Source organism: Paenibacillus sp. FSL K6-1558, from assembly GCF_038002565.1.
Lineage (GTDB): Bacteria > Bacillota > Bacilli > Paenibacillales > Paenibacillaceae > Paenibacillus > Paenibacillus polysaccharolyticus.
The window spans coordinates 1,113,426-1,127,547 of the sequence record NZ_JBBOCV010000001.1; the positions used below are offsets into that span (position 1 = coordinate 1,113,426).

Genomic DNA, 14,122 nt, shown 5'->3' on the forward strand with positions numbered 1-14,122 from the left:
TTATTTTTCTCGTTTATCATGTTAGTTAAAACATCCTGGGTACATGCCTGTCGTAATGGCAATCCGGTTCCAACTGTTGATTGAATTAATCGCCATAATCAAATTAACGATTTCCGTTTCGCTGAAGTGCTCACGAATTTTATTATACAGCTCAAGTGGAACCCCATGCTCCGATATTTGCGTCACAACCTCGGCCATCTCAAGCATAACACGTTGTTTCTCCGTAAATATAGGCACTTCATGCCACACACTGAGCAAAAGAATATGATCCCCATAATCGCCCAGCTTCATCAAGTCTTTAGCATGCATATCTATACAAAAGGCACAGCCATTGATCTGAGAGACACGAATTTTCAACAACTCATATAACACCTTATCTTCAAATTGCCCGGATACATATTGCTCCAACGCCATCATAGCTTTGAAAGCACCAGGGTTCGCCGCTCTGTAATTCATACGTAAATTCATATTCATTCTCCTCCATCATCTGCTCTCATTTGGTCTACATACTGAAGACAAATAACGTATGAAGTTTGTGACATCTCGCGAGAAAAAAGATTAAAAAAACAAAAAAGGCGCTCTGAATTGAACGCCCTTATCGTTATGATGCTTCATAATAAAGATTATCGTAATCATGCCAGATCTGCTTATCATAAAGCTCACGGTAATGAGAACAAAATACGAAATAGATTCGTACAAGAAGAGTAAATAGAGGAATATGATTCAATTTACGCCTTATTATCTGAGTTCAATTGCACCGGGATTTCGCTATAGTATGGGCATCCTGGTTCGTGGATAATACGCGGATCTACCCAAGTACCCCAATGTGGAAGACGATTCACATAAGGAGGCATATTTGGTTGCATATTTGGTTGCATATTAGGCTGTACATTCGGCTCGATGTTGGGTTGAATATTAGGCTGTAAGTTCGGTTGCATACTCGGTTGGGCAATATGTTCGATCTTTGGTTCGATCTTTGGTTCAATATTCGGTTTGATACTAGGTGGGATATTAACTGGTTGGATGTTTGGTTGAAGATTCGGTCCCACATTAGGCATGTGGTTGGATACAGGCGCGATCTGCGTTTTACAACCTTTTGGCGGGCCGATAATTACCGTTTTTTGAATGGGGGCCAATACTTCCTGCACTTTATGGTCATCCAGACAATAGGTGTGTGCCAGCACTTTCGCAGGAGTCAGTCGCAAAATATCAGAGCCGAAGATCGCTTCAGGCACAGGAGCATCAAAGATCGCGAGCAGATGTGTGTGATCTGCCGTCGCCACTTCATAGTGCCACCATCCTTGCGGTACGTTAGCGGTCTGCCCTGGTGTAATGGGGAAATGAAGCAGTTCATTCGTGAACGGGTTAATGAGGGAAACAACCGCCGCACCGCTGATGCAATAAACAAGCTCGGCTGCGTTCTGATGAATGTGAGGTTCGACGACATTGCCTGCACTCAGAAAAATATCCAATAAAGAGCTGTCGCCCAACGTATTGAGCTGTTTAACCGAAAGTGCATTAATGTAATTATGCTCATCTTTCTTGAAAAGCGGATTGTTGCTCAGATCATACGTAAACTGCGTAGTCGGTAAAGTGAAATCCATGTACGAGGTTGCCAAAATAAAACGCCTGCCCTTCGCTCTCGGTTTAGGTGGTACCCTATACCTCAGCGTATGCCTAGCGCCCAGATCGGTGAGCCCATTTCTACTGGGCTAAGTTGCTGTGTCAGCGAGTGAAGAATCCGCATAGGCTGATATCATCAATCCAGACATTGGAGGCTTGTGATATGTCATATGTTCCAGGTGCATCATCAACCCAGCAATCTGTAGGCTATCCTTATCCTTATTATCCGCCACCGCCACCCCCTTACCCTTATCCATACCCCTATCCTTATCCACCGGTAGTGCCATTTCCTCTTCCTTTTCCTATTGGGGGATTTGGACCATCGTGGCATGGTGGTTATCCAGGACATTATCCGGGATATCCGGGAGGCCCTCACGGCGGCGGTCCAGGAGGACACGGGGGCCATGGCGGACCGGGTGGGCCCGGAGGTCCCGGCGGATTTCATGGTCACCGTTTTTTCCAGTGGTAGAGCCTGAAGGCTTTACGTTTTAGCCAAAAGGCAGGAGCTATTCAAATTGCTCCTGCCTTTTGGTTATTTCATCTTTTTATATCCATCGTAGTTTACAACGAACATTCAGGGTTCTAGTATTCAATCCCATCCATTAGATTCAAATTGCGGATAGACATCCGGAGAAGCTCCGCAAACGATGATGTAACGTAATAAACAAAGTCTGGATCATGCACATACATAATAATCTGTCCGTATGTCCCCGCCTCTGCTGGATCAAAATCAAACATCAAGTAGAGCGAACCTCCAGCCATTGTGGCAAAAGGAATCCATGATTTATGGAACAAATACGGTTTGATCTCAGGATCTAACTGGCAAATCTCTTCATCACCGTAATGCTCCTCCAGCTTCTCGTCCACATCACAGAAATATTGTTTGGTCTCGACAATCTCCTCAAGTGACATTAGATAGAACGGTTGACAAGACCCCTGCTCTACATCCCCCGGGTACAACATATGCAGACCATAACCACTGCCATCCGTATGGCGGTAAAAAGCACGGAAATCAGAGGGTAGGCGAACCTCATACAGTTTCTCGAACTGATCCAGTTCTGCCTCGGATACACCTGACAATTGAAGATACGTGTCATACAATGACCGGATCTCTTCATCTTGTATTTTCCGGTCTAACAGATGGTTCAATTCTATCCGCAGATCATTGATAACCGTATCCACTCCAGACTTCATATCCCGTCACCTTCACCTTTCTGCACACTTCGGTCCAACACATATTGTTCATATCCCCAGAACGCCTCTTGTTCATCGCCGCCTTCAATCAGGATCATAACTGCATACGAGAACAGATTAAGCCATTCCTCCATCACTGCAACCTGCTCATCTGAGATGAGATGATTACTGCGAAGCATACCTTCCGGTTCTACAGCCCAAGTCCTCGCCAGATGAGTAATGCTCCATAGGCAAGCGATTACTTCCCGATCCAGTGCTGCATGCGAAAGATCTGGAGCGAGCGTGCGTAATATGCGCATTAATTCATGGAAGTTCTCTTCAATCAATTGACCGCGAAACGGACGTAAGCTACCGAGAAAGCCATGTTCCATTTTCGGATGATTCACATCATCGTGAGCAAAGGCGTGATATTTTAACAACACTATAGCCTCTTTACGTTCCACCCTCATCATCCTTTAGCAAAATCAAATTCATTCATTCAAGGCCTGCCAGTCTATGCTACCAGCGCAGCGGCTCCTGTTCACGCCATAATACGTAACGCTCCCGTTCACGCAACGTACCTGTGCCAATTCCGTATTCGTCCATCCGTTCCGAACCCAGATCAAGGATGTGCAACATACCGCCATATGTTCCCACAGCAAGCTGAGACTGCTCAGGTGACACAGCCAGAGAACAGATCGTTGAGCCCACAAAATGGCGCCATAGCTCTTGGCCTTCGCGGTTGGTGCAATACAAATAACCGTATGCATCACCAATCACCATGCCTGCCTCCATCTCAATCATGGTATAAACACGAGCATTCTCTTCAATAATAGGCCACTCTTCATCCTGTTTACGATCAGCAATGCTGTCTAGCGGAACTTGAATCGTTACTCCATTGTAGAAATGGCAGGCATTAAACCAGACAACTTGATTGTCCTGACTGAATGCCGCACAGTGCGGATAACTCGACTCCGGCTCCACCTGATACGTCTTGTTATTTTCCCGATCCAGCACCGTATGGCTACTCATCTGGCTTCCCCAGGCAATCCAGCGCTCCTCCGAAGATACTGCGGCATGTCCCATAGAAAGTTGAGTGTCCTCGTATTCGTACTCCTTAATCTCTGACACATCGGGATGAAGAATAATCACCTGTTCCTGCTCTATCAGATAGATGCCGTAACGGGATTGAAGCAGCAGCGCCTGTCCTTGATCCATGGGGATCAGCTTTTCAATCGTGTTCTCGGGATGTATCGTATCTGCCAGGGATTCAATTTCAGGCAATTGAGCTTTGATTCGATCTTTGATCTTGTCCCACGGGTAGTATGCGACTTGCTCTCCTTCCAGCTTGCGGTCTGGTTCACGAATGACGCGAATACCTTCATGACTCGCCAGAGCTACGTAAGCGCCGCCCGCTGAACAGCCTGCCATGGTGTAATCCGGACTACACCACCATCCCTGCTGATCCATCGTATATACCTGCCCGTTATTCGACAATACTCCTGTATTACAGAGCATCGTATCCTCATTCAAGTAACCTACAACTTGCACGGCCTGCATAGAATCCTGAAAATGATTGCTCAGCGGCCACGTCGCCGCAGGTAATTCTTCTCGAAGACGCTCCACCTCACCTTGAAGATTAGCCTGTTTCACCATTTTCATCACTTTGGAACTGAGCGAATGCCGGGCATCATCTGCCAGTTCAGATTCATCCGGATGCTCTCCCTGAAGCATTTTATGTACAAATGCATTTACATCCCTGGCATACCGCTTGCCTTCCTTACGCCACTGTTCTGCAATTTCTGTATCCAGCCAATCCATAAAATCCCCTCGCCCTCTGCTGCTCTCTATTCCAATGCAGTGCAATGATGTGCCTGCAATAACTGTTGTATCGCCTGCACCTGCTGCTGCGCTTCTTGCGCCTCCGTTGCATGATTATTTTTTTCATAAAATAAACCTATTTCGCGCTCACTCGCCATATTAAAACGAACATACCCGCCAATCATGGCGCTGAATAGCTTGCATGTATATTCATTATCAATGACCAGATCCCATGAAAAGTGCGACTCGCACAGATCTACCAGTTCTTTCATTGATGTTCCGTTCTCTTTTCCCGTAAAATGATAAAAAATATGTTGCTTCTCCTCGTTCCACGGTTCGAAATACGCTGGTCTGAACGGCTCGTCCCTGTTGTAATATCCGCAGTAGATACGATCAAGAATATCAGCGAAAGACGCCTCGTTCGATGGCCACACCGTAATCTGTTCATCATGCCGCGGGAGCCAAATTAGACCTTCCACATCTGCATGAATAACCAGGAAATCGCCGTCTACTGAACTTCCAATGCTAATGCACTCTTGCAATTGGGACTGGCTGATGACCGTTGCTTCCGTATGCTCCCAAAGATCATATGCTGCAAATGGTTTTAAAACTTCAGGATCCGGCCGCTGAATGTTCATCCAGCCTGAATAAGTTCCTTCTCCGTATTGTTGCAGCCAGCGCTGATAAGCCAAAGGCAGACGAACGGCGTGTCCTTGCTCCACTTGTTGCAACTCCTGATGAGAAACAGGCTTTAACATGTGAGACACGATATACATTCAGCATCAGCTCCTAACATTAGAATCATCAAATTCATAAGATGATGGATAGACAAAACACATTAGGCCAACTCTTCCTGTACGATTTCAGTCTCTACGCCTTTGCGATTACGAATGCGGATGGCAAAAGCATCATAACCATTACGCTTTACTTCATTGAAATGCACACGTTCACCTGTAATCAGCTCATACGTCCCATCTGCCTCCACATCCTCGCCAAACTCTTCATCCCATGGCACGTTGTAATATGCCGTCAGAAATACTTCAAATGTATCCTCACCCTCAACGTCAAGATAAGGACGAAGCGGCCTGTTGTTCAATTCTTCCTCGGGATACGTCTCACACACCATCGCATCGTAACCATGCTTCGCTGCATCAATAAGCAGATAGCGTTCTCCAGTAACCGAGTGTTCTGCATAAATCAACAATGGTGTCATATCATGCCACATAATCAGATCATCTTCATCCAGGTCACCATAATAAAAAATATGAAACTGATCATGTCCATCGCCGGTTTGTAATTTTCCTTGCCATTCCACTTCATGTGTTTTTTCTGCCGCCACGCTCTTTGTCAGCCCTTGCAGATATACAGGCCCATGCTCTACACCATACATATTCATCATTTTGCCTCCACTTTGTTCATTCGAATTGTGACAACCTTATGCTCATCATCCACGGTCAATTTTACATCAATGCCCAGCTTTTCACGAAACAACGCCGTAATATTCAGGTAAGGATCACGTGCGGCTTCCGTGCCGCGATTGCTAGACCGGCTCATGCCTTGATGAATGATAGACTTCACCAGCTTATCGTCCCCTTTACCCGTTTGTTCGTAGGTATAGATTATCTTTCCCTCACGGTCCAGCAGCGTGATTACCGTAACAAAGTCATTTGCATTGGTATATTTGTTTTCGCTTTGCACATACACATGATCGCTCTGCGAGTAATCGATTTGACCTGCTAAATACGGGTTGTTTCCACCCGGTTGAACTTCGTACTCCTTATAAGCCAATTGAAACAAATACTGTAGACCGCTCGTGTCAATACGGTAATACAGCTGGCGGTCGTCTCCTCGTTTGTCCATTGCTGTATATCCGTTGATCAGCGGCCATGTCTGATAAGATTTACCTTCGACATCCACAGCAACGGCGTAGCCTGATAACACCTTTTCTTTTTGAAATACACCATACGTCTCCATAATAAAATAAGCAGGTATGCACATCATGGCAAACACAAACAGAAAAACACTAAATTTAATTCGCTTATTCATCTTTTTTCCCCTGTTCCTGATGATAATCATTTATCTGAAGTTATGCTGCATCTTCGTTAACACGCGGGTTACAGCTTCCCTGTTCTTGGCCTCCTTGATGTAGACAGGGATACTGTGTGATGCAGTCTTCTGAGATCTGCCTCCATATTTCACACGTAAATCAGCCGATACATACTGCAGAAGATAATTGAGATGTTTCCGATTGACCGCCCAGATCTGTTTGCCTCGAATGTGGTCCAGAAAATAGAGTTCCAGACCAAAAAGCGGGTCCCTGCCCTTTTGAATTTCGTTGTAATAACCTCGACTGACCTGCCTTTTGTGCAGTGTAGCTCGATTGTTCGCCCCGCAGTGTGGACATGTAATATGGACTAGCGGATGAGGTGTCATCTTCTCATCTGTTACCAGCACCGTAAACCACCGCTCACATACTGTACAATATCCCTTAGCTGCATACTCGTAGTCAGCTTCTTTGACTGCATGAGCGTAGCACTGACTACATCTCCACTGCACTTTTCCATTAGAGCGTTCTATGTAAGCGTACCCGCCGCATTCTGGACATTTGACTTCAACTCGCTCTCCCCGGTAAAGCACAGAATAAAAGCTGTATTTGTATGCCCCTTCGTCTTCGAAACGTTTCACATTCACCCTCTCCTTTCATTGAACCTTACGCTGAAACAGTCGTTTATCCCACATTGTTCCAAATGAGCCGTTAATAAAATTATATGAAACTCTTAACCCAAGCACAACAAATGCTGGCGCATTGTCTAAAAATAACGCCCTTGGTCCTACACAAATGTGTGCTTCATCACACCGATGATCCCATCGATATCGTAATCTGGACTTAGGAGATTCCTGAAATATTACTTGCACAAGTTCGTTTTTGTGAAAATCATCACTTGCTAATTGAAAGGTTGTGAATCTATGCTCTCGTTTCCCAACATTTATAAATACACGCTGATCCTGACCATCTTTACTGCTGCACTCTCTCATTGCAGTTCGACAAGTCCAATTCAGCAGACCCAAAATGAAGAAGCCTTTTCAAGTACTGCACCCAGCCAGCCGCCCGTTGATCCGGTTATTCGCAGAGATGGCCAAACCGTATATATCGAAATGACCTCTCAAGTGACAGATATTGAAATTTCAAAAGGAGTCATCTATAACGCCTGGACGTTTAATGGAACGTCACCTGGCCCAGTCCTGCGTGTGAAGGAGGGCGACACGATCGTTTTTACGTTGAAAAATAAAGATACGCGCATGAATCACTCGATGGACATGCATGCCGTTCATGCTTCTCCGAGCAGTAAATTCATTGATGTCATGCCGGGGGAAGAAGGTACTTTCACTTATCCGGCCTCCAATCCCGGCGTATTTATGTATCACTGCGGTAGCAAACCAACCCTAGCTCACATTGCCAATGGCATGTACGGCATGATCATTGTTGAGCCCAAAGCAGGATATCCTTCGGATCACCTCGTTGATCGTTCGTATACCCTTGTGCAGAGCGAATGGTACAAAGAGCACGATTACAATTCTTTTGTTAACGGGGAACCCGAGTATGTTGTTTTTAATGGCAATACCTATACTCTGAAAGAACATCCGCTACTTGCCAAAGTAGGAGATACCGTTCGCATTTATGTTAGTAACGCTGGTCCAAATGAAGTCTCTTCCTTCCATGTCGTAGGGACGATTATGGATCGTGTATACAAGGACGGCAATCCAAGAAACATCGAGTATGGTATTCAGACCGTTATGCTACCTGCCAGCGGAGGAGCGGTTGTCGAGTTTACCGTCACTGAGGAAGGTGACTATCCCATCGTAACCCACCAATTCAAACATGTAGACAAAGGTGCTTCTGCCGTGCTCCGTGTCACGAAAGATGGTAAAAATCACGGTGGTAAGACCATGGCTCATTAAATATACAAAGAGGTGACTAAGAAATGATCTGTACCCATGGAAAAAACGATGCCTGTTTCACCAAAGTTTCGCTTTTTCAGCATCTGGACCCTGCGGACGCTACATTGCTGACCTCGCTTCTCCATACCCAAAAATATCATAAAGGAGAATATATCGTGCAAGAAGGTGAACGTTCAGACACCCTCTTTGTGATACATCAGGGCAGTGTAAAGCTCTCCAAGTATAATGAGAATGGCAAAGAACATATTATTCGCTTCCTGTTCTCCGGTGATTTTTTCGGACAGAATTCATTACTACATCAGACACCCCATCAATCGAATGCGGAGGTTCTTGAGACCTCGTCGATATGTTCTATCCGCAAAGAGGATTTCGACCAATTACTTGAGCATGATCCCAAACTTGCTTACCATTTCCTGCTTGCCATCACCCGTCTGCTCAATGAGACCGACGAGTGGAACAGCTCTCTCAGCGCTATGACGACGGAGCAAAAAATTGCAAAGCTTCTTCTCGATTTCCATACCCGGAATCATGCCAACCCTGAGATCCGACTGCCTGTTTTCAAAAAGGATATAGCCTTGCTCTTAGGAATTACTCCAGAGACGTTAAGCCGGAAATTAAACATGATGCAACATCAAATGCTGCTTCAAGTAAACGGCAATGAGATTCGGATTCTGCAGCTACAGGAGTTGAAAGATATGATCTCCTGATCGATTCGTCTGCTTGCATATGTAAACTATTTAACCCAGGTTGTGAGTATCGTCACAGTGAACGTCTGATTTACAGTATAAAGTGAATAACAAGAAAAGAATTTTCAGGAGGCTAACCTTATGACGACTACCGTTGTTAAATTGGACAAACAACTCATTATGCATAAAATGCAGGAGCTATGCTCCCTATTGTTACAGGATGAAGGCTACAAAGAGATGCGTGAGATGATCGACCAATTTGCCGCAGATGAACAAGCGACAGAGCAGTATGAACGCTTCATGGAGAAACATCAGGCCCTTGAAGAGAAAGAACGTCAAAATATTGAGTTGCTCGAATCCGAGATTAAAATCTACGAAGAGGAAGAACGTGCGCTTTACGATCATCCGCTGATTCGCAGATTTATCTATGCACAGCGTGAGTTCAGCCAATTGCATCAGCAGATCAGCAACTATTTTACAAAATCCGTTGAATTGAATCGGCTACCAGAAGCCAAAGAACTAGGTAAAGAAGCCTGTGGTTGCGGTGGAAGCTGCTCGGGTCATTAATTTCAATATAAAGTTGAAACTTCATCATCAATCTATAAGAAAAGAGTATCCCATTCAGAATTGAACTGATTAGGATACTCTTTTGCTTTGATAGATTCAGACTTCGGTTTGATGCGATAAGAGTTTTATATGATGTTTCAGAGTACACCCAAACTAAATATCCAGCAGCAAGGACACCAGCAGTCCCATCGATGCGATCAATCCTACCACAGGCCCTCCTTCTTCAAAAGCCTCAGGCATCATCGTTGAACAAAGCATAGCTATGATACCCCCTCCGGCAAAAGCGCCAATCGCTGCTCCGATCTCTTTCGGAAGCTGTTCCAGAAATAGATACCCGCCCATTGCGGCAAGAGCAGAGATCAGCAATACACCAAGCCACATCAGTAGAATTTTGCCTTTGCTATATTTGCTATTTTTCAGTCCTGCCGTACTGGACAACCCTTCAGGAATATTGCTGACAAAGATCGATACCACCAGCACCACACTGACACCTTTACCTGCTAGCAAACTGGCACCCAGCATGATCGATTCGGGAATGGCATCCATCACTGTGCCTGCAAATATGCCGAGTCCACTTTGCTGGCTTGAATCTTTTTTGCTGGAACGTTTCCGATCGGACCCGCCTTTGGCCGAGATGAGCCAATCAAACAAGGTATACACCACAGCTCCTGCGGTAAAACCGACAGCAGTTGGCAACATGCCTCCATCATTCAATGCATCTCCAAGAAGCTCAAACGTTGCTGCACCAATCAGCGTGCCTGTTCCAAAAGCCATAATCCAACCGATAACCCTTTTCGGAATCTTCATGAATAATGCGGCAAGAGCACCAATTACAACCGCTGAGGCGGAGATGCCGCCCCACATCAATGCAGTCCACATTCGGGTAGGCCCTCCCTTTTTCCAGATCGTTTTATCTCCCATTAACCCGGCGTGACAGATTAAAAACAATCACCTGTTTCAATAGATTCTATTTTCAGACTGCGCTGTATGCTAAAGTAAGCAGCCCCGTCAGGAGCTGCCTCATGTCATGCCGTATCTTGTAATCTGATCTGTTTCCGCTAACCCGCCAGCTTACTCGGCATCCGGATAAGGATTGATCTTCTGGATCGTTCCGTCTTCGTTGTATTTCAACTCGGAATATTTAACGCAGCGCTTATGGTTGACGCCTTCCGACAGGGAGCTGTCGTGATAGAACAGATACCACTTGTCTTCGACTTGCACAATGGAATGGTGGGTTGTCCAGCCGATAACTGGAGAGAGAATCTCACCCTTGAATGTGAACGGCCCCATCGGGTTCTTGCCGATCGCATATACGAGCTTATGCGTGCTTCCTGTAGAGTAGGACAGGTAGTAATAGCCGTTATATTTATGCATCCATGGGCCTTCAAAATATCTCCGTTCCTCATCCCCAGCCAGAATTGGATTCCCATCTTCATCCACAATGGATATCTCGACAGGTTTATCCTGGAAGGACAGCATGTCGTCGCTGAGCAGGGCAACTTGTGGTCCAAGCGCCGGCTGGTCAGGAGCCGGTCCTTCTGCATCTGGTACGAAGCTTCCGGTCTGCCATTTTTCCAGCTGGCCGCCCCAGAGTCCGCCGAAATAGATGTATGACTGATTGTCATCATCCACCAGTACGGCCGGATCGATACTGAAGCTGCCTTCCATGTAATTCGGCTGCGGCGTGAACGGCCCTGCCGGAGACTCTGATGTTGCCACACCCAGACGGAAGATGTCGTCATGATCACGTGCCGGGAAGAACAGGTAATAGGTATTGTTCTTATAAGCAGCATCCGGAGCCCAGAGCTGCTTGGAAGCCCACGGAATATCTCTCAGATGCAACGCTTCGCCGTGATCGACGACCGGGGAATCGAAGTTGTCCATCGAGAGCACATGATAGTCTTCCATTTTATACTGGTCACCGTTATCGTTGCTCGGCTCGTCATGATCGAGGTCATGGGAAGGATAGATATAGATTTTGCCCTCGTAGACATGGGCGGACGGGTCCGCAGTGAAGATGTGGGTTACAAGCGGCTGGTGGGGCTTAGGTAAATGTTGTTGGTTCATAAGGCATCTCCTTTGGTATTGGAATAATAGAATCCTTCATAAATAAGTAGGACTAGCGTTCTTTATACCGTTGCCCGAGGCGTGAAGTTCAGAACTAAGACTGTCTCCATCATGAGATGGTACTGCTGAGGCACGCGAACATGGGAGGCCCCTCATCGTCCAGCGTGTAGGACTTCCTGCTCGGTCCGGAAATAGCGCTCAAATATCCGGCGATTACGGGATTACGGTAATTCATTGAATGCAGCGTACCTCCCTCTGAAATCAAAGCAAGCGCTTACAATATCTAGTGTAATTGTACTAGATCCGCTTGTTCTTTCCTATACTCATACTTAAGATCTTCCCCCAAAAAAATGTACAATTCCCCCTATCCGATTATACTGGAATTAAACACCTATTGCTCGCGTTTTACTTACTTGGTGAACATTTTTTGGTCGATGTTGGCTGCAAAAACGGATATATGCTTTATTGCTAATTCCGGCGTCAACCTTTGGCAATATGTCGTGGTAGGCATAAAACGTTAGAGGACGGATCGTTTACAGCGATCAGTCCTCTAATGTTTTTTTGAATAGCGACTTCAATGGGAATATGTTCTTGTCCCTGGGCATGTCTTCATGGTTAGTAAACGTTCAGCATCATTCCATGTCAATCCGATGACGATGTGACCTATGTCACCTGATGTGGACTTAAATCACGTTATGATAACATGATGTGATTTATAGCAGGATAAACCAGAGCAGAAACTGCACCGCTCCAATGATCTCAATGATGCCCACCTTCATAGGACGTAGAGTTTGACCTGCATATCGGAACGCTCTCGCAGCAGAATAGACGAAGGCCAGCCCCATCCATGGATACCCAACGATAGCCGGAATGAATAGCAGTGTAACATGCACAAGTCGTGACAACCTGATCCAGCGAGGATTGTTGCGTTCCCGAAAGACAGATTTCACAAAGAACGTACTTCCTGTAAAATGTAAAAAGGAAAATAATACAACGATCAACATGCCATAATCCCATTCACCACTGCCAATTAAATAAGCTGCTGCTCCGCCAAGGGAGAACACTAACATCGCACAAAGGTCATTGGTCAGTGACCTTTCTGCCTTATGTCTCACATGCCAGATGTTAACCAGGAGTAGGCCTACGAGCATAGGGCCAAACCATAACAGCGAGGATTGCCCAACGACGGCCGGTATGAGACAGACCAAAGCTACCGTGCCGTATATGGCGGCCCATGTGTACAAGCGATGCCGATTCGCGTTTCGTTTGAGCGATTGCAGCAAAGGATATGCGGTCAGATATAGGCCAAGCCAGGCTATGAACAGAGGTACATGAAGCCACTGGGGACTACTTGCCGCCACACCGACGAGGAAAGGCACACTAACCATCGCCCACCCACCGTGCTCATGAGGGATAACGATTGGTTTTAGGTTCGTACTTGCATTGATTTTCAATTCAATCATAACCTCCTATCCGATTTACCATTACAAAATTAGAGCTTTAGAGAGGATGAACTCGTATGACTCGGGTAAATAAAGAAAACGCAGCTGAATTTCTGCAGCAATTCCCAATATTTCAGGATCTCAGCCCTGAAGAGTTGAAACAAGTCGAAGAAATCGCCATATCCCGCAGCATCAGCAAAAAAACAGTGATCTTTAGTGAAGGCAGTGAAAAAGAAGCGGTCTTCTTCATCCGTACCGGCATTGTCAAAGCGTACAAAACAGACGAAAACGGACATGAACAGATTGTCTCCTTTCTCAAAACAGGAGATATGTTCCCACATACCGGATTTTTCAATGCGCATCCATACCCCGCTACCGCTGTTGCGATTACTCCGACAAGTCTGCTAGCGATTCCTGTCCGTCATTTTGAACGGCTCATGCTCAGCACACCTTCCATTGCCATCAAAATTATGCGTGTACTTGGCGATAAAATACGCGAATTACAAGATAAGTTACAAGTGCTTTCCGGTCAGGATGTGCGTAATCGTGTACTCTCCTTTCTTCTCATGCTGGCAGAGCAACATGGTCAGCAACAAGCAGATAAAATTGTCATCAATCTGCCCATGACCCACCAGGAATTCGCTAATTCCATAGGAACGACAAGGGAGACAGCCAATCGACTGCTGAACCAGCTTGCGAAAGATGAATTGCTTGAGGTTGATCGTAGTCGCATCATCATTCATAACCTGCAGGCTTTAAAGGAACAACGAGACGCCTGAGCAT

17 protein-coding genes are annotated in these 14,122 nt (G+C 45.8%); 5 read left to right on the plus strand and 12 right to left on the minus strand.

From position 1 onward, the window contains the following. Nucleotides 1-21: 21 nt before the first annotated feature. Entirely contained in the window at nt 22-468 is a 447-nt protein-coding gene (locus MHI38_RS04600) for a carboxymuconolactone decarboxylase family protein (RefSeq protein WP_253493670.1), read from the minus strand. 260 nt (nt 469-728) lie between these two features. After that, nucleotides 729-1,619, minus strand: a complete 891-nt coding sequence (locus tag MHI38_RS28715; protein WP_373323312.1) for a cupin domain-containing protein — start codon at nt 1,617-1,619, stop codon at nt 729-731. Nucleotides 1,620-1,786: 167 nt separating this feature from the next. Here MHI38_RS28715 and MHI38_RS04610 point away from each other — a divergent pair, with 167 nt between their 5' ends. Next, the gene (locus MHI38_RS04610; protein ID WP_308723359.1) at nt 1,787-2,092 is read left to right on the plus strand and encodes a hypothetical protein; all 306 of its coding nucleotides are present in this window, start codon (nt 1,787-1,789) and stop codon (nt 2,090-2,092) included. 113 nt (nt 2,093-2,205) lie between these two features. Here MHI38_RS04610 and MHI38_RS04615 read toward each other — a convergent pair whose 3' ends face one another. The 7 genes from MHI38_RS04615 to MHI38_RS04645 form a co-directional block, all read right to left on the minus strand. Then, entirely contained in the window at nt 2,206-2,817 is a 612-nt protein-coding gene (locus MHI38_RS04615; protein ID WP_308723360.1) for an SMI1/KNR4 family protein, read from the minus strand. After that, nucleotides 2,814-3,260 (minus strand): hypothetical protein, encoded by a 447-nt coding sequence (locus tag MHI38_RS04620; protein WP_308723361.1) that lies wholly within the window; start codon nt 3,258-3,260, stop codon nt 2,814-2,816. Before MHI38_RS04620 ends, MHI38_RS04615 begins: the two co-directional genes overlap by 4 nt. Nucleotides 3,261-3,315: 55 nt before the next feature. After that, nucleotides 3,316-4,617, minus strand: coding sequence for a hypothetical protein (locus MHI38_RS04625; RefSeq protein WP_308723362.1), 1,302 nt, complete (start codon nt 4,615-4,617; stop codon nt 3,316-3,318). 26 nt (nt 4,618-4,643) lie between these two features. After that, nucleotides 4,644-5,375: an SMI1/KNR4 family protein gene (locus MHI38_RS04630; RefSeq protein ID WP_341181006.1), complete on the minus strand. Its 732-nt coding sequence runs from the start codon at nt 5,373-5,375 to the stop codon at nt 4,644-4,646. Nucleotides 5,376-5,455: 80 nt separating this feature from the next. Continuing rightward, complete coding sequence (locus MHI38_RS04635; RefSeq protein WP_154983619.1) at nt 5,456-6,016, minus strand: hypothetical protein; 561 nt, start codon at nt 6,014-6,016, stop codon at nt 5,456-5,458. Further along, entirely contained in the window at nt 6,013-6,663 is a 651-nt protein-coding gene (locus MHI38_RS04640; RefSeq protein WP_154983620.1) for a hypothetical protein, read from the minus strand. The genes MHI38_RS04635 and MHI38_RS04640 overlap by 4 nt, the downstream gene beginning before the upstream one ends. A gap of 30 nt (nt 6,664-6,693) precedes the next feature. Further along, nucleotides 6,694-7,302 (minus strand): hypothetical protein, encoded by a 609-nt coding sequence (locus MHI38_RS04645; RefSeq protein WP_154890548.1) that lies wholly within the window; start codon nt 7,300-7,302, stop codon nt 6,694-6,696. Between the two features lie 282 nt (nt 7,303-7,584). Between MHI38_RS04645 and MHI38_RS04650 the strand changes: the two genes are divergently transcribed. From MHI38_RS04650 to MHI38_RS04660, 3 genes are all read left to right on the plus strand, one after another. After that, nucleotides 7,585-8,577 carry a multicopper oxidase domain-containing protein gene (locus tag MHI38_RS04650; RefSeq protein ID WP_308723364.1) on the plus strand — a complete coding sequence of 331 codons (993 nt, stop codon included), beginning with the start codon at nt 7,585-7,587 and terminating at the stop codon, nt 8,575-8,577. Nucleotides 8,578-8,600: 23 nt separating this feature from the next. Further along, on the plus strand, nt 8,601-9,284 hold the full coding sequence (locus MHI38_RS04655) for a Crp/Fnr family transcriptional regulator (RefSeq protein WP_308723365.1): 684 nt from the start codon (nt 8,601-8,603) through the stop codon (nt 9,282-9,284). A 120-nt stretch (nt 9,285-9,404) separates the two neighbouring features. After that, nucleotides 9,405-9,830, plus strand: coding sequence for a YlbF family regulator (locus tag MHI38_RS04660; RefSeq protein WP_154890551.1), 426 nt, complete (start codon nt 9,405-9,407; stop codon nt 9,828-9,830). 153 nt (nt 9,831-9,983) lie between these two features. Here MHI38_RS04660 and MHI38_RS04665 read toward each other — a convergent pair whose 3' ends face one another. From MHI38_RS04665 to MHI38_RS04675, 3 genes are all read right to left on the minus strand, one after another. After that, on the minus strand, nt 9,984-10,709 hold the full coding sequence (locus MHI38_RS04665) for a ZIP family metal transporter (RefSeq protein ID WP_154957524.1): 726 nt from the start codon (nt 10,707-10,709) through the stop codon (nt 9,984-9,986). Between the two features lie 192 nt (nt 10,710-10,901). Beyond that, nucleotides 10,902-11,897, minus strand: coding sequence for a glycoside hydrolase family 43 protein (locus MHI38_RS04670; RefSeq protein WP_154890552.1), 996 nt, complete (start codon nt 11,895-11,897; stop codon nt 10,902-10,904). Between the two features lie 713 nt (nt 11,898-12,610). Then, complete coding sequence (locus tag MHI38_RS04675) at nt 12,611-13,360, minus strand: YwiC-like family protein (RefSeq protein WP_308723366.1); 750 nt, start codon at nt 13,358-13,360, stop codon at nt 12,611-12,613. Nucleotides 13,361-13,416: 56 nt separating this feature from the next. On the opposite strand from MHI38_RS04675, the gene MHI38_RS04680 reads away from it, so the two are divergent. Next, a complete protein-coding gene (locus MHI38_RS04680) occupies nt 13,417-14,118 on the plus strand; it encodes a Crp/Fnr family transcriptional regulator (protein WP_090916998.1) in 702 nt (233 codons plus the stop codon). Nucleotides 14,119-14,122: the final 4 nt, after the last annotated feature.